Genomic DNA, 22,043 nt, shown 5'->3' on the forward strand with positions numbered 1-22,043 from the left:
GGAGGAATATGAAATGAGTGTACATATAGAAGCAAAGGTTGGAGAAATTGCAGAGTCTGTCTTACTGCCTGGAGATCCATTACGGGCAAAATATATCGCTGAGACATTTTTGGAAGATGCAGTTTGCTATAATAATGTTCGTGGTATGTTAGGATTTACAGGTTCATATAAAGGAAAGCGTGTTTCTGTTCAAGGCACTGGGATGGGTATGCCTTCTGCATCCATCTATATTCATGAACTCATCACAGAATATGGAGCAAAGAATTTAATCCGAATTGGGACATGTGGTGCTATTCAACAGGATGTAAAAATCCGTGATGTCATTATTGCACAAGCTGCCGCAACGGATTCAATGATTATTCGTGACAGTTTTCCTGGATATGCTGTACCTCAAACCGGGAACTTTGAATTGATAAAAAACGCCTACGAACTTGGAGTAGAAAAAGGGCTTAATCTACATGTTGGAACTGTCCTATCATCTGACATTTTCTACTCAGAAAAGGAAGATCCGTATAGCAAGCTTAGTAAACACGGCGTCCTTGCTGTGGAAATGGAAGCAGCTGGACTTTATTATCAAACGGCTAAATTCGGTGTAAAGGGTCTAACTCTCTTAACTGTAAGTGACCATATCCTTACTGGAGAACATACCACTTCCCAAGAGCGTCAAAGCACTTTCAGCGACATGATCGAAATGGCTCTTGAAACTATTATTCGATAAAATTTAAGGGTAAGTACAAAAAGAGCAGCCCTAATGATAACAGTTTCCGTTTCCTATCGCAAAAACCCGAAAATGCAATCGAAAATGTAGCCGAATTTGTTCTGCCTTTTTTATCTGTTTTTTCAGTTAAATATAAAATGGCTCAGTTCACCATACTGAGCCATTTTTAATATCTTTTTTTTTTAGCTTGTTGATACAGATAGGTAAGGGTTTGAGATTATCGCTCCCTTTTCCCCCTGTCCACACCGTACGTGCGACTTTCACCGTATACGGCGTTCCAACTAATCCAATTCTATATACTTTGTGAAGCTAGTTTATTCCAAATCAAATTATATGATTTTTGCATGATTTTCGGAGTTCATTGACTTTTTCCTTTTGCTTATTGTTTAATTGTAAAACCTCAAACAAAGATTTGATTTTAATAACATCTTTTAGATGAACAAGTCGATGAACGGCTTCATGTAACACTATCATGTTTGAATAACAGTCATCCTTTGATATATGAAAAGGAATCTTATGATGACTGTGCCAATCACTTTTTCCAAGTTCTGCTCCAGTTACTGCACACTTTCCGCACTAGGCTTCTCAAAGCTAGTTTCATTCCAAATCGTACTCAAAGAGAACTTCGAGAACTTGTTCAGATATTATGGGGATTTCTTCTAAAGATATGCTTCGAGCTATCGCTGATAGCGAAGATGATCCTGAGAAACTCAGCAAACTTTGCTCGTCGTACAATGAAAAAGAAAAAAGAGGAACTTGAATTAGCACTTCAGGGCTACGTTAACCAACATCAACACTTAATGCTCAAAACGATATTAACCCACATTGATTTCCTAACTGAGCAAATTGAAATGTTAGATCAAGAGATTGCCCAACGAGTCAACTCTTACATTACCATCCCTTTTAAAAATCAATTATTTCTTTAATAAAATACCAAATTTACACAAAGGACTTGTTGTTATTTTCCAAAAAAACACAGGTATAAAAGTGTAAAAAGGTTGGTACTCAATGGTATAGATAAAATTAGTGCCGCAGCAACGATTCTCATGTACCATATACACCAGAAAAAAAAGAACAGTGGGACCATCACTGTGGTTTGGTCCTACTGCCCTTATTAATGAATACCCGTAAACCAATAAATAAATAGAAACATAACAATAAAGGTTAAAGCAGCGCCAATAATTGTTTGATTTCGTACATTTTTCCCACTGTTGATACTGCTTATTAAACTAACAAAATTTAAAAACCAAATAACACCTAACAGTGGAATTCCTATTAAAGAAAGATATGTCATCTATAAACCTCACTTTTCATCTTGGTATATTATGTTTTTATACAAAATAAAACTTTCTTAAGTAATTTTTCAACAAGATTATTGGAGGCTCAACAAGCTTATTAATAAGTAAGTGTTAAAGCATAGGACGCTGTGTCGACTGAACTTGTTGGAGTTATTGCTAGACCTGCTGGATATACTGAGACGGTAGGTGAACCAGAATATAACTTGTGTCCATATTCAATTTTAATATTGATTGTACCGTTATTTACTTTCGGGACATAAACATATTGTCCCATATACCCTTTGTGTAAAGTAAAATCTGTAGAGGCCCTTAAATCAAATTCGCCAGCAACTCCGGCACTTGGTTCCCAATCACTTGGAGAATAATCAATAGCGTAGTCAACCCAGTTTCCATTCCCCTGAGGGTCTTGACTATATCTATGTTGATGCTGGGTAATTGAACCACTACTTGTTGGAAGGTAAAGACCAGAACTTGAAGGAAAGCCAAAAGTCATTTTATCAACAAGTGTATAAAATGGAGATTTTAACCATTGGAAATTACCATAGATATAAAACTTATCATCATTTGTTCGATCCGATATGACTTTATAAACCGTTCCTGCTAATTTCATTGTAGTAGGTGAAATGGTACTCATAGTAGTAACATCACCTTGGGTATTATTTTCTCCTTCAAACGAGACTAATTGACTATTTGAATCTTGAATGAGCGCTCCATCCTTAACTAATTGCTTGGCTACCTCTAAGGGTAACTGGTTTATTTCTTCATCTGTATGACCAGTTACCTCTTTTAAAAAATTCTTTTCTTGTTTTGTTAATTTCTCAGATTTATAACCCGAATCAATATTTTTGGCATAACTTAAATGACCGAAAGAAAACAACGAAAGCAAAATTATTAAACTTAAAACTATTGAATATTTTAGTTTCTTCAAACTATGATCCTCCCAAATCTATTTCTTTCTAGAAAGAGTCATGATATTAGGCCTACCAGTAGTATAAAACGAAACTTGAAAATTTTTGTTTGATAACTACAGGGGATGAAATCCCAGGGGAAAACCACAGGGATGGTTCTCTTGGCTCAGAAAAAAGCCACCAGAACCATCCCCTTGACAAGTTTTAAAACGGCAGATTAAGATAAAGTACTAAAAATAGTTTAGATACCTTGCTAAATAATAGTGAATGCCACAAGGACCGCTTCTCCTGGTCCACAAAAGAGACCACCAGAACTGTCCCCTCAGTCCACGATCGCCGCAGCCATCCCAATCTTTAACTCTCGCCCCCTAAAGTTTAAGTACATTTGTTCACAAACTTCTATCAGGAATGTTGCACGTATCTTCAATAAGGGGTAGCGTCAGGAAAATGCGGATTTACAACGATAAGGAAATTCCAAATTAAAAAGCCCAACTTCTCTGCAAAACAAAATAGAGAAAGTGAGCTTTTCAGTTACTTCATTATTTTTATTTGAACTAATATAAAACTGCTAAGTAGATTTTTTAGCTCAGCTATTTATTGAATTCATTAACTGGAAGTAGTATTCAGATTTATGAGTCTTATTTAGGTTATACCAGGAATGTAATGTATCTGGTGCAAATACATCTAATTTTTTCAGTACTTCCATCGCAAATTCCAGAGGAGCTATTCCTGATGCAGTAACTAAATTCGCATCAGATACCGCAGATCCCACCTCATAGAACTTTTCTCCTTTATAGTTAGGACATACCATTTTAGTGTATTCTAAATTATTACTTGTATGCTTTCTAGTATCTAAGTATCCCATATTCGCAAGGGCCTCAGTTGCACCACAAATTGCAGCAACAATAGTGCCAAGCTTTAAAGGTTGGCCAATTCTTTCCAAGATAGGTTGATGAATTTCTTCACTCCAAGTAGTCCCTCCTGGTAAAATTAAAAGATCTTTACTATCAAGAGTACATTCATCAAGGGAAATATCTGGTTTTATGCTCAGTCCTCCCATAGTAGTAATCATTTCTTTATTAGCTCCTACTGTAATTACTTTTAAAGGTGCTAAATCTTTTTTGAAATATCTTCCTGAGTTTAGTTCAGCAATTAAATATCCATATTCCCAGTCCGACATTGTATTAAATACATATAGAAAAACTTTTTTTGTTTGCATCCAATAACACTCCAATCACAATTGATATAGCTATTATAATAAAACTTCCCTGACAGGTAACGTCAGGGAAGTTATCATACTTGATGAAATTTTATTAATTCCGACAGAACTTCAATAAGTCTTTTTTTAAGACTTATTGGCTCAATAACTTTAATAGATTTATTGTACGGTAAAAGTAAATAAGGTACATATGTATGTATCATATCTTTTTCAAGAAGAAAAACTGCTTGATTTGAAGTCCGTTCTTGTAAATAATGTCCTAAAAACCAATGTTGGCAAATATCAGCCAATACACTTTTATCCCCATAAATAACCAAAGAAATAATCCCTTCCTTATCTTCTATAGTAGGAAGAAGACTTTTTATAAAAAAGTCACGTGCTGAAAAATTTTCTGGCCGGTTAAACTTATTTTCGGTTAGCATTAGACTTTCAATTCGATCTACTCTAAAACTACGGATATCATTCCTAAGTTGACAAAATCCAATCACATACCACTTATTATTCCAAAAGATAATTCTGTACGGATCGACCAATCTATAATTTAATTGCTTTTCGCTACTTTTATGGTAAAGAATTTTTACTGAGTACCCGTCAGCAACGGCCTGCTCCAACTCCTTCAAAAAAGGTTCCATAGAGAGTGAACTTAATCGACTTATTACTTCAAGACTAGTTAAATGTTGGTTTATTTTTGTTTCCTGCTCTTGATTTGAGTATTTACTTAGTTTTGAAATGGCCCTATTTAGTGCTTCACCTCCATAATATCCGGCTTCTTCTGCAAAAACAGCAGCGTGAAATAGTGAAGTTTGCTCCTCAAAATCAAAAAAAAGAGGAGCCTCAATAAAATTGTTCAATAAAGTGTATCCACCGTTATGTCCTGGTTCTGAAATTATAGGTACGCCACTTGTTGAAATTGTATCAATATAACGATACACAGTCCTTATATTCATCTCTAACTTTTCTGAAATTTGTTTTGCAGTAATTTTTTCACCTGAACGAAGCATCCATAGAATTGCTAACATATTGTCAATTTTAGGCATATAATTCCACCACTATATAAAATTTATTATCTAATATATATTTCCGATTTTTGGTATAACTCATTAACTGTTCCTTTCCGATAGCTTTCTATAAAAATATGATCTCCAACTATATCATCTTGCCCGATAACGAACCAAGTTTCCTTCCAATCTCCGTTATTAGAGCCAACTAGTGATTGCTCTTCAATATCAACTCTGTAACCTGATTGTTCATTCTCTAGTTGTGAATTTGCAAAGATGGTAAAACCATTGTCAATGGAAATCTCTCTTTTTATTAATAAGTCTAACAACTTATACAATTCATTCATAAGGTCCTCCTACACAGTTTGCACCTATCCAGAAAAGAAAAACTTCTTTAACTAATCTGCACCGTTTCTACAATAAGGAATTCAACAAAAAAAGGCATTAATCCATCTTGGATCGATTCCCCTAACTCTCATTTGGAAACGATGTTTGGTATGTGTTTGTATAACTTAAAATTTTTACAATAAAGTCCATTAGCAGAAAACCATTTTTACGTCTTGCTAAATTAGTGCCATCGTTCAATAATTAATCTTCCTTTAAAATCGCAAAATCTTAGTGTCACGGAATTCTCCTTTAATTAACTTTCATTCTCGAGATTCATATTCACTTTCTTGTTTACCTTCAAGTAAAGCATAATAATGTGTTGATAGAGCATCAAGGTTATCAAAAATACCTTTAAATACTGCAAGATAGTTCTCCAAGTCCACTGTTACATTATCAAATGTATTGATATAGAACTGTGGTTCAAAATCATTGGTTAAAGAATAACGAGAAAATGTTATATCGTGAATGGTTTTAAAATTTCCCTTTTTTTCTATCGTTCGTTCGATTTTCCCATAAAGTTCATCAATGTACATCTCCAGACTACTTAACCTCTCGCGAAATGTTATTTGGTCACCTGAATTCAACTCATTTTCTAATTCAATTACTTTTATAAATAGCCCTTTTAAATTATGATTCGGTTCAAAAGTCTCATTCTTATTCAATAATAGATTTTGCTGCCAACAAATCGCCTTTAGATACACTTCAATGCTATGGTTCGTATTAAACAAAAGTGGAAAAATCAAAATATCGGCTTTTTTATCCCTATTATCTTTCAATATATCTTTTGCTAATAATAAAGCTGAGTCACTAAATCCTTTTGCAATAACGTTCATATTATGAGTAGGGTTGTACCTTTGAGTTCTCCAATTCATATAAGCATTTTTTTCAATTTCTCCATTGTATGAAAAAATGTCTTTCATTTAGTTATCCCTCCTTATCAATCTTCCACATTTTAACTATATCACCCATTCCAGAAAAAAAATCAAAATATCAGGAATTCTAGTGTCAAATGCTTTTATTCAACTATCCTGCTACATTTGTTAAATAAGGAATTCAACAAAAAAGGCGGTGAATCCTTATTAGATCACAGCACCCGTTTCTGAAAAATGCTTTATTTATTTACCTCTTTCAAAATTTCCTGTTGAAGTCTAAATATTTCCTGGTCTATTTCCATAAGAGCTTCGCTCAAAGCCCACCGCTTAGTATACATTTTCTCAAGTTCTGTTTCCTGTTTAGACACAGTTTTCAAACAGGTATCAATTTTAGGTTTTGAAGATGCTGAAACAAAAGAAGGGAATATGAAATTTAAGCAAGCCAGCACTACAATAAACGTGCGAAAATCCAAAGGTATCTCTCCTTTTAAGAAAGTTTACCTTTATCCTTTTGTATGATTTAATCACTTATACATCTTGAGCTAACCTGCCCGTTCGTATTATAAGGTTAACCAGATTAGTAAATATTTCTGGTTGACCATTTTTTATATGGTCTTATTATAACAGTAGCCAGGGTAGAACGTAACTGCCCGTGGGGCTTCGACCCCGTCAGCTAAACGGTTCGCCCCCTACTTGTAGAAACATGATTGAGGCTGGTTGGGACTTAGATCTCGTATAACAAGCGAAGCTGTGACACTGCATGGAGGATTTAGGGGTACTGGCAAATCACTAGTTTAGGAGGAGGATTTAGAATGAATCCAGTCGTTGGTCTGGATATTTCAAAAGGGGAAAGTCAGGTTCAAGCATTTTTAGATAAAGGCAAACCATATCGTAAGAGTTTTAAAGTGTCTCATACTGTTGAGGGGCTTAGTTATCTAGTAACATTTCTGGAGGATGTAAAAAAAGAATCTGGCAAGAAGCCTTCAATAATTTTAGAAGCTACGGGGCATTATCAAACACCAGTAGTTCATTACTTGGAAGAACGAGGTTATTTATTAATTATCATCAATCCATTGATTTCCTATAAGGCTAGATCATCAAGCTTAAGAAAAGTAAAGACAGATGCCATTGATGCTTATCTTCTCTGTGAGTTGTTTTATAAGGAGGAATTAGAGCCTTATAAAAAGCGTGGAGTCCAGTTATTAAACCTTCGCAACCTTACTAGGCAACATGAAAATATTACTGGTGTGATGATTCAAACAAAGCTTCAATTTCAGGCAGTGCTTGAACAAGTGTTTCCTGAATATAAAGGGGTTTTTGGAGATTTATATTCGGTGGTGTCACTTTTAACTCTTTCAGAGTTCCCTTCTTCTGAGGATATTTTGAATGCAAGCGAAGAAGTAATCACAGACAAGATAAATGTTCTTTGTAAGAGTCGATCAAGCAGGTGGGCAAAGGAAAAAGCGATTCAACTTAAAGCTGCGGCTTCACGTAATCATTTTGAAAAGACAGTCTATCAGAGTCATATTTTAAGCCTTGGTATGTATATTAAAATGATTCTTCAATACAAAGAGCATCTAGCAAAGTTAGAGTCAGAGATAGATGCCCTCGCTAAAGGTATTGAAGAATATAATATCATCAAATCTATTCCTGGTATTGGAGAAAAATCGCTGCAACGATTATTTCAGAGATTGGGGAGATAGATCGATTTAATGACCCTAAAAAGCTTGTAGCATTCGCTGGAGTTGATCCTAGTGTCTTTGAATCTGGTAAGTTTTCTGCCACCAAGAACCGAATTACTAAAAGAGGATCTAGTAGACTTAGACATGCCTTGTATATGGCTGTTCGTTGTGCCATTCGTGATTGTCGTAAAAAGAAAACAACGGATGAAATCATACCCCGCAATAAAAGAATGCGAGAATTTTACGATAAGAAACGTGATGAAGGTAAGCCTTTTAAAGTAGCTGTTATTGCCTGTGTAAACAAACTCTTACATTGGATATTTGCCCTTTTAAAGAACAGAACGGCTTTCCAAGATATAGATTAAAACCTATATCTAACTAAATAACACAAAACCTTCCAGATCAAAACAAACGGAAGGTTATTTGGCATGCTTATTTTTAGTATAGCATGATATATTTTAAGTTTTTAATGAAAAATATTGACAAACTATTAGCTGGTTTAGCTCAGCAAGAAAAATGACCGCCGTAGCGATCATTTGCCGAAATCTCATATGTAACTCCAGCCCCCTTTAGTTGAAGAACCATTTTTTCCGTGGTACCGGGTAATATTCGCCGGCTACAAGTTCCGAAGGTACGGTTTCTTCAATTCGTAAAAGGTCGTCTGAACTTAAGTTCAGGTCAACTGCGCTGAGTGAAACATGAAGTTGTGACTGTGTTCTTGCACCAATCAATGGGATAACATCCTTTCCTTTGGATAAAACCCATGCGATGGCAATCTGTGCGATGGTTGCTTGCTTTTCTTCAGCAATTTCACGCAATGCCTCTACAAGGGCTAAATTCTTTTCAATATTTTCCTTGGTAAACCGCGGACCATTACTGCGTTTATCATCCAAACCTAGAACCCGATCTTTTGACCATGTACCGCTCAATAAACCTCTTGAGAGAACACCATAAGCCGAAAGCGAAATACCTAATTCCCGTAGAGTTGGCAAGATATTTGATTCGATGCTCCGATTAAATAGTGAGTATTCCATTTGCAGCCAACTAATAGGATGTACAGCGTGTGCGCGACGAATTGTATCTACTCCTACTTCAGAAAGACCAATGTAACGCACATATCCCTTCTTTACCATATCAGCAATTGCACCAACCGTTTCTTCAATTGGTACGTTTGGATCGATGCAGGCTGTGCCTGGTTGATAAAGATCGATGTATTCAACACCTAGGCGCAGTAGGGTATCCTCAAGGAAATTCTTTACTGTATGAGGGTGGTTATCACTCTTTCGATGACTCTTGCCCTGAGAGTGGAGCTTGCCATCGAATTTTACTGAAATGAACGCATTTTCCCGTTGGATGCCTTGGAATGCTTCACGGAGAAGTAATTCATTGTGTCCATCGCCATAGAAATCTCCTGTATCAAAGAGTGTAATGCCTTCCTCAAGTGCTGCGTGGATTGTTGCAATACTTTCGCTTCGTTCAGCATTACCATATAGCCATGACATCCCCATACAACCTAGACCAATCTCAGAAACCAGTGGACCGTTATGACCAAGTGCTCGTTTTTTCATTGACACATTTCCCCCTCGGCAGTCTCAGTGATCCAATCTGTAACCAATTTCGTTCTGAAATCCCGCCCCTAATAGCATATCGAATAATAACAATAGAACAACTAAACCAACAAAAGACATAAAATATTGAAAGAGGACAATCCCTATTACATATTAATTCTTCATAAATATTCACTACTTTAACATTACCATAAATCGGTAAAAAAGCGGGAGATATTTAAAGCTTCTTGTTGAGCTAGTCGAGTAAAAGGGAACCTCTCTACCTTACGGTAGATTGTGTTCTCCCCCCTCACAGAACCGTGCTTGCACTATTAATGCACACGGCTCCTCCTAGTCATCATTTACAGAATATAGCTTATCTCTTTTCTTAAATCATAAATATTCACTTTGATTCTTGGTGAAGGTAGTGGATATTTATTAAGGAAGAGCCTAAATTTATCCCATGTAAAGGACTTCCTTTGGCTTCTTCTGTTTAGCTATTTAAATAGTAAATACTCGATTTTCTCTTTGAAGTTGTTAACAGTTTGGGTATTATCTGTGATGCAATAATAGTTGTAATAACCTATAAGTGAGCGTTTAAATCTATCCATAATTGTATGAATATCTTTATTTCTATTAGTCTTCAGCCATTCTTTAGATTCTCTTAGTTTGCTTTGGACTTTCTTCCTGCTAGATTTTCGTTTTACTCGAAATTTCCCTTGTTTGCTTTTCCCGCAATAGTGGGTAAACCCTAGGAAATCAAAGGTAGCTGGTTTACTGTTCCCCTCTCGCCTTGCATTATTTTCTGCGAACCGACCGAAGGGAATTATTTTAGTTTTATCCTCAGCTATTTCCAGGTTAAATTTCTTTAATCTCGCTTTTAATGAATGGAAGAATTGCTCGGCTTCACTTTTATTCTGAAAACAACAAACAAAATCATCTGCGTATCTTACTATATATGCCTGGCCTTTACATTGTTTCCTAACCACTTTCTCAAACCATAAGTCCAGAACATAATGGAGATAAACATTGGCTAATATCGGAGATATTACTCCACCTTGCGGTGTACCATTATCTGTCTTGTACTTCTTCCCTTCTTCCATGTATCCACCTTTAAGAAACCTGCTGATTATTATCAGAAGGTTAGGGTCAGCGATTCGAAGTTTTAAGAATTCTATCATCCATTTGTGGTCCACGTTGTCAAAGAAACCTTTGATATCCACATCCACTACATAACTTACTGACCTCTTTTCAATATAATAGTTCAGTATTTTCAGCGCATCATGGCAGTTTCGATTAGGGCGGAACCCAAATGAACAATCTAGGAAATCATTTTCATAAATGGTATTTAGTATTTTGGTAATACCCTTTTGTACAATTTTATCCTCATGTTCAGGTATCCCCAAAGGTCTTTTCTTGTTTGAATTGAGTTTTGGGATATACATTCTTCTTACTGGAACAGGTCGATAACTTTTGCTTTTATGCCTACTTACTAAATCCTTTATGTTTTCTTCCATGTGTTCGCTATATTGTTCTTTAGTCGTTCCGTTAACACCAGTCGCCTTTTTATTAGATAGTTCATGATGACACTGTGTTAGCGATTGCTCATTTAATAAGTGTGCAAGTGATGTGAATTTCATTTTAGGATCAGATTTTGCTAATTCTGCTATCCTTAGTAGTTTTGTTTCCATTTATTATACTTACCTCTGTGTGTAGTAAATGTGTCCCTAGTAAGAGTGATAACTGGTAGCTAGCCTTTCCTCCATCGGCATTACCCAACTTCATAGGTACTACGCTGCTATCCGACTCCCTACACGGCATTTGGTTTCCTTGCTTGTTATCGCTTGTACACCATACTCTTCAATAAAATAGAAAAGACCGGTAGGGTCTCCCTAGTTGCCGTATCATATCAATGTGTAACGTGCCAAGGTCTCTGACTCCAGAGAGGTTTTATCCTTCTTGCCTTTGACGAAGGATAAAATGTTGCTTTCTACACGCAGGTAAGGCATCAGCCCTCTCGGTTTACTAACGTTTATGGAGCTCAATCCCTTCAACCATTTGGCTTTCGGCCCGCTACCTAACTGTCTACGCTTAAAGACTAGAGTTACCTATAGTCCTCCAAGACTCGCTACGAGCGAATGGCTAGTTCTTACTCGGCGGGAATCCCACCCGCTATATGATACGACCTATGCTCGGCCGCACACCTGCCCCTTTACTTGAATAACGATAATGAAAAAGGACTGTGAAACAGCAGTCCAATTGTTGATTTACTAAAGCCACCACGTTACTTTAAGTGCAACTCATCTCAATCTCCTACTAAATTTTGAATGAAGTTTTCTTGTTAACTCACTAGAAAAGTGGGCATTATATATATGCAAATTATTAATTTTAAGGAGTGATAATATGGCTGATATGAAAATAAATGTGAATGCTTTTTGGGATGGTGGGGTTACAGGAAATGGCACACTTAAAGCGGAGTACCTTGATACAAAAATCGCTATTCCTACATCCTTAGGAGGTAGTGGTAACGGAGCAAATCCAAAAGAGGTTCTCGTTGCCTCTGTAACGACGTGTTATACAGCAACACTTACTTTTGTACTCGAAAGCAGAAAACTGCCTGTGGCGGAACTTACAGTGAACTCTGAGGCAAATATATCTGATAATGAGTTTAAAATTACCCATTATCCTAACATCGTATTATCTGCTGAAGCAACTGAAGAACAGATTCAATCTGCACAAAGAGCGACAGAAGCAGCAGATAAAGGGTGTGATGTCGGCAATATATTGAAAAAAGCAGATGTTAAAATTGAAGTTCAAGCCAAAGTTACTTCCAAATGATATTATTTATCCAAAGATGTAAAACTTCATTTCTTAGACCTACAAATTAATACGGGTCTTTTAAAAATCTCTATTTTCTTATTAAGGTAAAGGTGGCGAAACTGCTGCCTTTTTTAGTGTTGAAAAACTAATACATTAAACAAATCCTCAAAAAAGCCCTTGTTCCACTATCCTGCCACGTTACTTCAACAAGAAAAAATGACCGCCGCAGCGATCATCATCCTTAACAAAAGCACCCGTTACTTTAAGTACGATACTTCACAAACTTACTCAACGAAAAAGGCAATGTCCATTAAACATCGCCAAAATACTTCTATAATATATTAATCTTCTGTTCCTAATACATCTGTATTTGGGGGCTCATAACCCATCTGACGGAGCATTGCTACTATTTGTCCCTTGTGATGAAACTCGTGAGTGATGGTGTGTATTAGCAATTTACAAGGAGTAATAGATAATAGTTCAGGTGCTTCTCTCCAAGGGATTTCTCTCTCAATTAGCATGTTTAAATTTTGTCCATGTAGTTCTAATAATTCATTTACTATTGAATCCACTTGTTCAAATCGTGCTATTATTTGCTCTAAACTGAGATTTTGTAATTCTTCCCTTGGAGTAAGTGGTTTTTTCGTCTTCAATAAAACAAATGAGCCAAGCCATGCAACATAGCAATCAGCTATGTGAACCAATGTGTCTCTTACACTTTCCCAACCGAATCCATTTGTATGTGTAAAATAATTAGGATCTAATTTCCCACAAAAATCTAACAGAGTTCCTCTAGTCTGTCGAACCCATCCATATTCTTGTTGAAGCATCCAAACACCCACCTTTAACAGATATAACTACTTATTCTATACATGTATAGAATAAACCTTTCTTTACTGACTAAAAAAGGATCGCCGCAGAAATCCCTTCTTAAACTCAAGCACCCGAAAGTTTAAGTGCAATTCTTCACAATTTGCATTGTCCTTCTACTCTCAAATCTCTCTAACGTATTCAAGAAACAAGGATTGTTCAACATCACCTTCTTCCACTGGAACGGGATTCTGTTCTTCAGGCAAAAAAATTTTAAGAGAGAAACCCGAAACTTGAAGTGTTCAGTTCAGCAAGCGAAAAAATACTGTATTTACAAGGGTTTTTCCCTGTGTTTTACTTGAGTTAAAATCCCTATAGAATGGAGTTTTTACCATGCCATCTTATCAGCCAATGGCGATTGCCTTACCGTGTTTAGGTCCATCTGACTTGGAATCCTATTTACAAAAAGCAACAGAAGAATTTGTTCAACTCAAAACAAATGCAACGGGCGGTAGGGAAAATGTTGTGATTACCATCTCCGACTGGAATATAGACGATTATGAGCAATTATCGCCCTCTCACTCCGACTTTGAACTTCCTATTCAGTTGAAAGTTGAATTTATGGATGACCACTTTGACTTCAAAGGCAATAAAAACCGAGTGGATATGGGTATTGTACTCCGTGGACTTGAAAGTTTCACTTTGGAGCCATCAAACATGATAACCTATCAGATTTTCAAAGTAGAAGCCACTCCTCACGTCCTTTCCGATAAAAGGGACTACAAACACCTTCTCTTGAAATGGATGGAATATTTGAGTTCCCGTAAATTGGGTTCCTATAGTGAATAATGTTTACAAAACACTCCTACAACTGTTTTCCCTCTCCCCTTATTGGAAGCCAGTCAGTTTCGAAAACTTCGGTAACATCGGAGTATGTAAAATAGAGAAAACATGGGGGTTTTATAAGTGAATATTGACTATTCAGGTTGGAGACATTTAAAGGAAATGATGGAAGGTTATGAAGACGAATATGTCTGTACCAGTGGTATAGCAACTGTCCCTGTGGATAAAATTGTGGGTCTAACTTACGAAACAGGATTAAGACAAGAACGACTTGATAAAATAGAAAAATCGATAAAAGCTAACGGATATGACCCGAAGCGGTTTGGTAATGACATAGACTTAATTTTATTTCCTAATGGGGAATATTGTGTTCAAAGTAATGGTAACCATAGAACATACTTTGCAAAAAAAACTGGAATGAAAACTGTTGAGGCTAATGTTGACGTTATAGTTCCGAAATCTTCACTTTCCCAGAACCAAATTAATAGTATTGAGTCGTTGGGTGATTTTTGGAAACGTAGTGATAAGTTAATTGAAATTGCAAAGGAACTTGGTTTGATTCCTTAAGGAAAAAGCTCCTCCACTTTGTTTTAAAAGTGTAAAGGGGCTTTTTCTGTTTATATTCAGAACCTTCTCAAAAATTGGTGAAGTACAATTTCGCTTGTTATATTAGAAATCCTTCTTAATCTAATCTGCTCGTTACTTCAAGAAGAAAAAGGTTTGCCTGTTATTCCAACATAGCTCCCATTAGCTGAACAAAGTGCCATTTATTACTTAATCTGTTCGTATTAATCATTAACTTTTGTCTATAACTTTAATAAATAAAAGTGCAACCAGCTATGGTCGCACTTTATGATAAGAATTGATTAATTTAAGTTCCTTTTCAGATTTACCTGATTCAGAACAAAGTGAAAGTAAATCTGCGTTAACCGCATAAGTAAATGTATCCTTTGTTTTTATTTCTTTCTTGTCATTGATAATTAATTTATCATATTGTAAAGAAATTTTTATATGATGGGTATACGTTCTGTGGTTTTCATTAGGCTTAAGCTGCTTTATCCAAACATGAATTCCTTCTGGTTTTAGCTCTCCCCATCTTATAGAGTCTGCATGATATTTATTATGGTAATAATCGACCAAGCTATGACGCATCCATACCTGCATTGTGTCATATATAAACATCTTTGTAGCTTGGTCCTTCACTTCATATTTCTCTCCTCCTACTGCTGTAACTCTAGCAGCCGAAGCATTACCAGCAGTTAAGAAAAATACTGTGACTAACATTAGCACTACTTTATTCATAGCAACCACTCCCATATTTTTATATGATTAGGGTTGCCTAAATGATATTTTTTATTGCATTCGCAATAGAAGTTAAATGTACAACTCGGGTGTTCTTTCTTCATCAACAAAACTGCCCCGTTCGTAAGTACATCAATTCAAAAACTATATATCATCTTAACATATATATCCAATTATAACGTTCATTATGAACATTTTTATGTAAGACAATTGCGATAGGAAACTCAACCCGTTACTCTAATGAACTGCTCTTTCATTATGGAATGATCTTAGTTGTTCTTGCTTTTTGGGCGGTTTGTTGTATCCGATTTTCTAAAGGCTTTTTCAAAACAAGGGCTAGAAGGAAACTTACAGCTGCAAAAGCAAGAAGATAGATGATGTCTTTAGTAACAACCTCTTTTACCATTCCGCCAACAGTCTCCCGAAGCATACTAACAGCGTATGTAAATGGCATGTAGGGATTAATTGCTTGAAAAACTGGAGAGGTCGTACTTACCGGGAACGTCGCACCAGAGCTAGAGATTTGCAGCACCAAAAATATAATCGCTAATCCTTTTCCTATATTTCCAAACACGGAACATAATGTATACGTAATAATGATAAAGACTATGCTGACAAGAATGCTTAACAGAACAAACCAAAGTTTATCGACTACATAGGTGTGAATTAAAAACAAATCACCTAAGGAGACAATGGCAGCCTGAAAAATTCCGATAGTCAAAAAAGTCAGGAGTCTTCCTAGATATAAATGATAACCACGATATGTACCATTAGAATTCTCTACATCTACTCGGAGTGAGGCTATTAGGAGAGTCGCTCCTACCCATAGTGCCAGCATCGTATAAAAAGGTGACATGGCTGAACCGTAATTAGGAATAGGAAAAATCCTTTTTGTATTTAATAAAATTGGGCTAGAAAGAAAGCTGCTCTCTTTTTCAGGGTCATGTTTAAGAAATTCAATCAGGTCACGGATATTCACACTTTTCTCAAATTGGCGGAGCTTATCTGCTGCATTTCTAATTTCTGCCTCGAACCCAGGAAGATCATTCCTGGCGAAATCGGCTGCTTTATGAATTAGCTTTTCCACTTCGGGAAGTTTTGTACGCACTAGGTTTGCTGCTTTTCTAATATCATCCTCAAGTTTTGGTAAATCAGTCCTTACAAAATCAGCTGCTTTATGAACTTTTTGTTCAACAACAGGCAAATCATTACTAATAAAACTTGAGGCTGAATTCAGATCGTTTTCCACTGTGCTCACTTTCTGCTGTAGACCTACATGAATTTCTTGGATTGTTCCTTGAATTTTTTCTAATTCAGCTTGTAACTGATTTAACCCTACCTGATTTTCATCTGTGTTAACCTGGTCCGTTTCCTTTACCCGATCAATGGCCTCCTTTACTTTTGTTTCTATATCTGAAATGCTCGCTAAAACATCTGAAATAACGGAAGTGGTCCTTTTCAAATCATTCATCTTATCTTGAAGCTCTAGTATTTTGTCACCAGCTTCATGTATTCGAGGTAATGCACTTTCAACCTTTAATATACTTTCCCCTGCTTTTTGAATGTCTGGTATTCTTTGTTCAAGCTCTATCACTTTCTGCCCTTTCTCATGCAATTCAGGTAACTTTCCTTCAAGTTCAATCGCTTTTTTCCCCATTTCTTGAATCTGAGGTAAAGCCTTTTCAAGTTCAAAAATTTGAGTTTCTACCTTTTGGATATTTGGCAGGTTTTTCTCTAACTCCACACCCACCTTATAAAAACCAGAAAAAATAGCATTCCCGACCGTCTTAATAAACGCCTGACTAATTTGAGCGGTAACACTTGAGGCACCCGAGCTAGTGATTTTTGGTGCAACCGCATTAATTTTTTCATTTACTCCAAATTCAATTTTGGGTTTTTGCGGATTGATTTCTAAAATACTAGTTAATTTTTGAGAGAAGTCCTTTGGAATTAGCAAATAGGCATAATATTTTCCACTCTTTACACCATGAACTGCCTTTTCCTGTTTGACAAATACCCATCCAAGTTTATGATTAGCTTTTAATGTACTTATGATTTCATTTCCCACATTAATCCTTTTCCCATTAAGCTCTGCACCAGTATCTTCGTTCGTAACTGCCACTTTAATACCTGAAGTATTGCTATATGGATCCCACATAGACTTGATATTAATCCAGGCATAAGCCGACGGTAAAACCATAAGTGCCACAATTAAAAACAATACGGTTGGTACTCTAAAAATATTGACCCAATCAGTTTTGTAAATGTGCCAAATTTTTTGCATCCATTCTCACCCTTATCATTCCATACTTTCCTCTATTAGCTTTAGGAAAAGGATTCAAATTAATGCAACAATCAGTGATAAGAAGTTTTTTTAAAGTAAATAAAAAGACTGCCTAAGGAATTTCTTAGGCAGTCTTTCTTGTTTATTTTTCTGTACTTGTGCTGTCCGCTTTTTTATAATCATATTTCGAGCGGTCAACTGGAGTAAAGTTTTCAGGGGTATAGAATCGTAATAAATCACCGTTTACCACTTTATCAGAAAGTGCTAATTTTTGCATAACTGATTTCTGATATTTTTTTGCTTCTTCTATTCTTTCCTGCTCAAGTTTCATCCCTGTAGTTGAGTCATAGAATTTACCATCAACCGAAGTAATGGTTGGACTCACAAAGTCACCATTTCGGAACGGTACAAGGTCATCATGCTGATCTGATAACAAATCAGTTCCAAATTGAACATAATCTTTTGTGTCTGTTCCTAGTAAGTGAAGAAGAGTCGGAAGAATGTCTATTTGTCCACCATATTCATGGTTCACTCCACCTTCCATCCCTGGTACACGAATGAATAAAGGTACTCGTTGTAAACCAGAGCTTTCAAAAGGAGTAATTTCTTTTCCAATAATTTGTTTCATCGCTTTATTATGATTTTCTGAGATTCCATAATGATCACCGTACATAATAATAATGGAACGATCATAGAGTCCAGATTGCTTCAAGTAATCAAAGAATTGCTTTAAAGCTTCATCAGCATACCTTGCTGTCTGGAAGTATTGGTCAACGGATTTATCACCTGTTGTTGCCGGTGCAATCGTAGCATCCTTCGCAGGAATTGGATACGGATAATGATTGCTGACAGTAATAAACTTTGTATAAAATGGCTCTGGCAATGTTTCTAATAATGGAATGGACTGTTTATAGAAAGGTTTGTCCATTAAACCATATTCAGCCAGGTCTTCAGAATTCAACTGATAATAGTTGCCATCAAAGAACTTGTTATAACCTAATGACTTATAAATTTCATTCCTGTTCCAAAAGCTTCCTGAATTCCCGTGGAACACAGCGGACGTATACCCTTGTTGGCCTAAAATGGCTGGTGCCGCTTGGTAAGTGTTAAGCCCTTTTGTTGTAAAAGCGGATCCCTGTGGTAATCCATATAATGAATTCTCTAGCATAAATTCAGCATCTGATGTTTTACCTTGACCCGTTTGATGGTAAAAGTTATCAAAATATAGAGTATTCTTTTCATTAACTAATGAATTTAAGAATGGTGTAACTTCTTCCCCATTTAACTTGTAGTTAATAAGGAAGTTTTGCATGGATTCAAGATGCAAGTAAATTACGTTCATTCCTTTTCCAGCACCAAAATAGTTAGGGTTCGGCTCAGCATAGTTAGATTTTGTATAGTTAATCACTTCTGTCATATCATCACTATTTGCCATAACTCTTTGTGCAGAGGCCTTCGTGCTCTTAACTGCATCATAAATAGTATAATTGTACATTCCTAAATATTTAACAATATAATTTCGATCAAATCCTCTTGTCAATAATTGAGGTCGATCGACTTCTGCTAGAGATAAATTGGCGCAAGAAATCGCTAATGACAATGAAAAAAGAACAGAAACCTTTCTTCGATTCATATCCTTGATTTCAATTTTAACCAAACGAAATGCAAGCAATCCTATTAAAATAACAATATCAATAAAAAATAAAACGTCATATGGTCTTAATAGAGAAGTCACACTTCCACTTACATCTCCAAAGTTTTGCGTCTGAGTTAAAGTTGGCAATGTAATAAAATCATTGAAGAAACGGTAAAATAACACATTCGCATACAATAAAAAAGACATAAGAAATTCGATAACAATAAGACCTATATATTTTTTTCTTCCTTTAAGGAAAAATGATAAACCTAAAAAAAGTAACGAAGATCCTAAAGGATTGAAAAATAACAGAAACCTTTGTAAGGGATTTTCTATTCCTAAATCAAATTGTGTTAATTGAATGATATATGTTTTAACCCAAAGGAAAAAAACAGTCAAAAAGAAAAAGCCAATATATTTATTGAAAATACTTTGACCTCTGTGAAGTAATGTATTCATTTTTTTACACCTGCCTTCTAGAAACGTATTATTACAAAATATTATTGATTTGGATATATGTGATTAGTTCCAAATCACCTAACATCTAGCATACATGTTAATTATGAACAGATTATGAACAAACCAAGAAATGTTGGTACATAATTGTAAATTAACCCCCAACAGAGTGAAAAGAAAAATAAGAAGCAGGTTCCCAAAGGAATCCTGCTTCTTCTATCATTAATGCTTCATATTTGAGAGTTGGTTCATACACTCCTGAACAAGTGTGACTCCTTGACTCATGGCCGCCCCGCCTCCAAGTGCTGCGGCCACTCCAATTGTTTCAAAAATTTCTTTCTCAGTACAGCCTTGATCAATGCATCCTTTTGTATGATAAATTATGCAATATTCATCCTGCGAATAGACACTTATTCCAAGCGCAATTAAGTGTTTGTTTTTTTGAGAAATTTCTCCTTCTTTAAAACACGCACCCGTAAATTCATTGTAGGCACCAATTAAATCTGGCATCATCTGCGTGTAGGTTCCAATTCCTTGTTTATAATTATTCAAGTGTGTTTGGATAGAATTGTTTACTCCTGCTTGTTCCATTATTGTTCTCCCTTTCTTTCCACTTTAATTTAACCACTCCATTTTAGGTTAATTATTTTCAGTGAATTTATACTTTCAATGCAATCACGCGAAATGAATTTTTTTAGTCATACAAAACATTAATTATTTTTATTCTAATGGACAAACTAATTGATGTGCTTCAAGAAAGGTGGCACTTCAAGTGAATAAATTATCTTATAATTTAAGGAGGGTTACGATGGGAATATTAAATGGAAACCCTAAAGAAGAGCCTTTACATTACGGAGAAGTGTTTGATATATGGGCTTCTCTTTTAGCTGGAAATAGCTTGATTGCTGGGTACCAAACAATGCTGAACCATGCAGGTGACGATGATTTGAAAAAGCTAATCGTCGAAGCAATTGAAAACTGCCAACAGGAAAAAAAGCAAATTGAGGAACTTTTAAAGGAAAACGGCATTGGATTACCTCCTGCAGCACCTGAACCTCCGGAAGCATGTTTAGAGGATATTCCAGTAGGTGCAAGAATTCCTGACCCAGCAATTGCTGCTGGTCTGTCTGTTGATATTGCAGCTGGATTAGTTGCCTGCAGTCAGGTAATTGGTAAATCAATTCGTGAAGATGTTGCTATGATGTATGGTCAATTCCATGCTCAAAAAATGGCACTTGGTGGAAAGGTATTACGTCTAAATAAAGAAAAAGGCTGGTTAATCCCACCACCCCTTCATCTAAAGAAACATACTGATTGCTAATGAATGAATCTAGAAGATCACGATACGTTGTCGTGTTCTTCTTTTTTTAATTCGTTTCACTTGAATTTTTTTGAAAATATGGTATTCTAAACTTAATTTTTATAATATTCTTTATATTCAAAATACAATATATCATAATTTAATAAATTAGAATGGGGTGGATGTAAAAATGTATCAATCGCAAGGTGGGTCTGCTGAATTAGCCAACTCAACTATTTGTCACAGTTGTGGTAGCGTTACGGTCCTTTATCCAGAAAAATCTACCGGTAAAAAAACTGGCATGGCGTTTGTTGTTTTTGGATGGTTGTTTGCAGCTATTTCGTTTCTATTTCTTCCAATTGTTTTCGGAATCTTAGCGCTAGTTATGGGCTTTATGACGTATATTGACAGAAGTAAGGTCCATGGGGCTGTATTGATGTCCTTTGCAACTGTTGGATTAATCTTTGGCTCACTAATAAGTATTGTAGTAGCAGGAACGATGTTCATTTAGCCTTAGAGCAAAAAAATAACCCCTGATTTGGGGTTGTTTTTTTGCATACTTGAACATTACCTCATGCTCGTATAAACTCTTCAACAATTTCACTTCAATTTAATTTGCTATAGGTGTCCGAATCAAAGGTTGATTCGGACTGCTTTTATGCAGTCAAAGGCATTCGTTTCCGAATGAGAAGGTAATTCGGACACCTTTGATAATTTCAATGGCATTCGTGTCCCAATCAGTGGGTGATTCGGACAGCTTTGATACTTTCAATGGCAATCGTGTCCCAATCAGTGAGTGATTCGGACAGCTTTGATACTTTCAATGGCATTCGTGTCCTAATCAGTGGGTGATTCGGCCAGCTTTGATAATTTCAATGGCATTCGTGTCCCAATCAGTGGGTGATTCGGACACCTTTGATACTTTCAATGGCATTCGTGTCCCAATCAGAGAATGATTCGGAC

The 22,043-nt window shown here is 35.9% G+C and carries 21 protein-coding genes and 1 pseudogene; 8 read left to right on the top strand and 14 right to left on the bottom strand.

Annotation, left to right across the window (positions count from 1 at the left end):
• The first annotated feature begins 13 nt into the window (after positions 1–13).
• Both deoD and RCG25_RS16615 read left to right on the top strand, forming a co-directional pair.
• The gene (deoD, locus tag RCG25_RS16610; RefSeq protein ID WP_308079937.1) at positions 14–718 is read left to right on the top strand and encodes a purine-nucleoside phosphorylase; all 705 of its coding nucleotides are present in this window, start codon (positions 14–16) and stop codon (positions 716–718) included.
• 695 nt (positions 719–1,413) lie between these two features.
• On the top strand, positions 1,414–1,644 hold the full coding sequence (locus RCG25_RS16615) for a hypothetical protein (protein WP_308079938.1): 231 nt from the start codon (positions 1,414–1,416) through the stop codon (positions 1,642–1,644).
• 188 nt (positions 1,645–1,832) lie between these two features.
• Here RCG25_RS16615 and RCG25_RS16620 read toward each other — a convergent pair whose 3' ends face one another.
• The 7 genes from RCG25_RS16620 to RCG25_RS16650 form a co-directional block, all read right to left on the bottom strand.
• Positions 1,833–2,012, bottom strand: coding sequence for a hypothetical protein (locus RCG25_RS16620; RefSeq protein ID WP_308079940.1), 180 nt, complete (start codon positions 2,010–2,012; stop codon positions 1,833–1,835).
• 101 nt (positions 2,013–2,113) lie between these two features.
• Positions 2,114–2,944, bottom strand: a complete 831-nt coding sequence (locus RCG25_RS16625; RefSeq protein WP_308079941.1) for a hypothetical protein — start codon at positions 2,942–2,944, stop codon at positions 2,114–2,116.
• 566 nt (positions 2,945–3,510) lie between these two features.
• Complete coding sequence (locus tag RCG25_RS16630; RefSeq protein ID WP_308079942.1) at positions 3,511–4,143, bottom strand: type 1 glutamine amidotransferase family protein; 633 nt, start codon at positions 4,141–4,143, stop codon at positions 3,511–3,513.
• A gap of 74 nt (positions 4,144–4,217) precedes the next feature.
• Positions 4,218–5,180: a helix-turn-helix transcriptional regulator gene (locus RCG25_RS16635; RefSeq protein ID WP_308079943.1), complete on the bottom strand. Its 963-nt coding sequence runs from the start codon at positions 5,178–5,180 to the stop codon at positions 4,218–4,220.
• A gap of 26 nt (positions 5,181–5,206) precedes the next feature.
• Complete coding sequence (locus RCG25_RS16640; protein ID WP_308079944.1) at positions 5,207–5,488, bottom strand: hypothetical protein; 282 nt, start codon at positions 5,486–5,488, stop codon at positions 5,207–5,209.
• A gap of 300 nt (positions 5,489–5,788) precedes the next feature.
• Entirely contained in the window at positions 5,789–6,448 is a 660-nt protein-coding gene (locus tag RCG25_RS16645; protein ID WP_308079945.1) for a hypothetical protein, read from the bottom strand.
• A gap of 191 nt (positions 6,449–6,639) precedes the next feature.
• Positions 6,640–6,873 carry a hypothetical protein gene (locus tag RCG25_RS16650; protein WP_308079946.1) on the bottom strand — a complete coding sequence of 78 codons (234 nt, stop codon included), beginning with the start codon at positions 6,871–6,873 and terminating at the stop codon, positions 6,640–6,642.
• 339 nt (positions 6,874–7,212) lie between these two features.
• Between RCG25_RS16650 and RCG25_RS16655 the strand changes: the two are divergent.
• A pseudogene (locus RCG25_RS16655) lies at positions 7,213–8,447 on the top strand (IS110 family transposase).
• A gap of 204 nt (positions 8,448–8,651) precedes the next feature.
• Here the strand turns inward: RCG25_RS16655 and RCG25_RS16660 are convergent.
• Both RCG25_RS16660 and ltrA read right to left on the bottom strand, forming a co-directional pair.
• Positions 8,652–9,650, bottom strand: a complete 999-nt coding sequence (locus RCG25_RS16660) for an aldo/keto reductase (RefSeq protein WP_308079947.1) — start codon at positions 9,648–9,650, stop codon at positions 8,652–8,654.
• Between the two features lie 476 nt (positions 9,651–10,126).
• Positions 10,127–11,320: a group II intron reverse transcriptase/maturase gene (gene ltrA / locus RCG25_RS16665; RefSeq protein ID WP_308079948.1), complete on the bottom strand. Its 1,194-nt coding sequence runs from the start codon at positions 11,318–11,320 to the stop codon at positions 10,127–10,129.
• Positions 11,321–12,032: 712 nt separating this feature from the next.
• Between ltrA and RCG25_RS16670 the strand changes: the two genes are divergently transcribed.
• Positions 12,033–12,467 carry an OsmC family protein gene (locus RCG25_RS16670; protein ID WP_308079949.1) on the top strand — a complete coding sequence of 145 codons (435 nt, stop codon included), beginning with the start codon at positions 12,033–12,035 and terminating at the stop codon, positions 12,465–12,467.
• Positions 12,468–12,790: 323 nt separating this feature from the next.
• Here the strand turns inward: RCG25_RS16670 and RCG25_RS16675 are convergent, their stop codons facing one another.
• Positions 12,791–13,279, bottom strand: coding sequence for a DinB family protein (locus RCG25_RS16675; protein WP_308079951.1), 489 nt, complete (start codon positions 13,277–13,279; stop codon positions 12,791–12,793).
• Positions 13,280–13,652: 373 nt separating this feature from the next.
• On the opposite strand from RCG25_RS16675, the gene RCG25_RS16680 reads away from it, so the two are divergent.
• On the top strand, positions 13,653–14,108 hold the full coding sequence (locus RCG25_RS16680) for a hypothetical protein (protein WP_308079952.1): 456 nt from the start codon (positions 13,653–13,655) through the stop codon (positions 14,106–14,108).
• Between the two features lie 117 nt (positions 14,109–14,225).
• Positions 14,226–14,669 (top strand): hypothetical protein, encoded by a 444-nt coding sequence (locus RCG25_RS16685; RefSeq protein ID WP_308079953.1) that lies wholly within the window; start codon positions 14,226–14,228, stop codon positions 14,667–14,669.
• A gap of 270 nt (positions 14,670–14,939) precedes the next feature.
• Here the strand turns inward: RCG25_RS16685 and RCG25_RS16690 are convergent, their stop codons facing one another.
• The 4 genes from RCG25_RS16690 to RCG25_RS16705 all read right to left on the bottom strand — a co-directional run bounded on the left by RCG25_RS16690 (position 14,940) and on the right by RCG25_RS16705 (position 20,371).
• A complete protein-coding gene (locus tag RCG25_RS16690; protein ID WP_308079954.1) occupies positions 14,940–15,404 on the bottom strand; it encodes a hypothetical protein in 465 nt (154 codons plus the stop codon).
• Between the two features lie 256 nt (positions 15,405–15,660).
• Positions 15,661–17,688: a YhgE/Pip domain-containing protein gene (locus RCG25_RS16695; protein ID WP_308079955.1), complete on the bottom strand. Its 2,028-nt coding sequence runs from the start codon at positions 17,686–17,688 to the stop codon at positions 15,661–15,663.
• A 142-nt stretch (positions 17,689–17,830) separates the two neighbouring features.
• Positions 17,831–19,783 carry a lipoteichoic acid synthase gene (locus RCG25_RS16700; protein WP_308079956.1) on the bottom strand — a complete coding sequence of 651 codons (1,953 nt, stop codon included), beginning with the start codon at positions 19,781–19,783 and terminating at the stop codon, positions 17,831–17,833.
• Positions 19,784–20,002: 219 nt separating this feature from the next.
• Entirely contained in the window at positions 20,003–20,371 is a 369-nt protein-coding gene (locus tag RCG25_RS16705; RefSeq protein WP_308079957.1) for a carboxymuconolactone decarboxylase family protein, read from the bottom strand.
• A gap of 217 nt (positions 20,372–20,588) precedes the next feature.
• On the opposite strand from RCG25_RS16705, the gene RCG25_RS16710 reads away from it, so the two are divergent.
• Both RCG25_RS16710 and RCG25_RS16715 read left to right on the top strand, forming a co-directional pair.
• Positions 20,589–21,101: a DUF3231 family protein gene (locus tag RCG25_RS16710; protein ID WP_308079958.1), complete on the top strand. Its 513-nt coding sequence runs from the start codon at positions 20,589–20,591 to the stop codon at positions 21,099–21,101.
• 169 nt (positions 21,102–21,270) lie between these two features.
• On the top strand, positions 21,271–21,591 hold the full coding sequence (locus RCG25_RS16715; protein WP_308079959.1) for a hypothetical protein: 321 nt from the start codon (positions 21,271–21,273) through the stop codon (positions 21,589–21,591).
• Positions 21,592–22,043 lie beyond the last annotated feature (452 nt).

The organism is Neobacillus sp. PS2-9 (genome assembly GCF_030915525.1).
In the GTDB taxonomy this organism is placed as follows: Bacteria; Bacillota; Bacilli; order Bacillales; family Cytobacillaceae; genus Neobacillus.

What these genes read in the sequence shown, in the direction of transcription:
- deoD (WP_308079937.1), top strand. Translation starts at nt 14, where the DNA reads ATGAGTGTACATATAGAAGCAAAGGTTGGAGAAATTGCAGAGTCTGTC.
- RCG25_RS16615 (WP_308079938.1), top strand. Translation starts at nt 1,414, where the DNA reads ATGATCCTGAGAAACTCAGCAAACTTTGCTCGTCGTACAATGAAAAAG.
- RCG25_RS16620 (WP_308079940.1), bottom strand. Translation starts at nt 2,012, where the DNA reads ATGACATATCTTTCTTTAATAGGAATTCCACTGTTAGGTGTTATTTGG.
- RCG25_RS16630 (WP_308079942.1), bottom strand. Translation starts at nt 4,143, where the DNA reads ATGCAAACAAAAAAAGTTTTTCTATATGTATTTAATACAATGTCGGAC.
- RCG25_RS16635 (WP_308079943.1), bottom strand. Translation starts at nt 5,180, where the DNA reads ATGCCTAAAATTGACAATATGTTAGCAATTCTATGGATGCTTCGTTCA.
- RCG25_RS16640 (WP_308079944.1), bottom strand. Translation starts at nt 5,488, where the DNA reads ATGAATGAATTGTATAAGTTGTTAGACTTATTAATAAAAAGAGAGATT.
- RCG25_RS16645 (WP_308079945.1), bottom strand. Translation starts at nt 6,448, where the DNA reads ATGAAAGACATTTTTTCATACAATGGAGAAATTGAAAAAAATGCTTAT.
- RCG25_RS16660 (WP_308079947.1), bottom strand. Translation starts at nt 9,650, where the DNA reads ATGAAAAAACGAGCACTTGGTCATAACGGTCCACTGGTTTCTGAGATT.
- ltrA (WP_308079948.1), bottom strand. Translation starts at nt 11,320, where the DNA reads ATGGAAACAAAACTACTAAGGATAGCAGAATTAGCAAAATCTGATCCT.
- RCG25_RS16670 (WP_308079949.1), top strand. Translation starts at nt 12,033, where the DNA reads ATGGCTGATATGAAAATAAATGTGAATGCTTTTTGGGATGGTGGGGTT.
- RCG25_RS16675 (WP_308079951.1), bottom strand. Translation starts at nt 13,279, where the DNA reads ATGCTTCAACAAGAATATGGATGGGTTCGACAGACTAGAGGAACTCTG.
- RCG25_RS16680 (WP_308079952.1), top strand. Translation starts at nt 13,653, where the DNA reads ATGCCATCTTATCAGCCAATGGCGATTGCCTTACCGTGTTTAGGTCCA.
- RCG25_RS16690 (WP_308079954.1), bottom strand. Translation starts at nt 15,404, where the DNA reads ATGAATAAAGTAGTGCTAATGTTAGTCACAGTATTTTTCTTAACTGCT.
- RCG25_RS16695 (WP_308079955.1), bottom strand. Translation starts at nt 17,688, where the DNA reads ATGCAAAAAATTTGGCACATTTACAAAACTGATTGGGTCAATATTTTT.
- RCG25_RS16700 (WP_308079956.1), bottom strand. Translation starts at nt 19,783, where the DNA reads ATGAATACATTACTTCACAGAGGTCAAAGTATTTTCAATAAATATATT.
- RCG25_RS16705 (WP_308079957.1), bottom strand. Translation starts at nt 20,371, where the DNA reads ATGGAACAAGCAGGAGTAAACAATTCTATCCAAACACACTTGAATAAT.
- RCG25_RS16710 (WP_308079958.1), top strand. Translation starts at nt 20,589, where the DNA reads ATGGGAATATTAAATGGAAACCCTAAAGAAGAGCCTTTACATTACGGA.
- RCG25_RS16715 (WP_308079959.1), top strand. Translation starts at nt 21,271, where the DNA reads ATGTATCAATCGCAAGGTGGGTCTGCTGAATTAGCCAACTCAACTATT.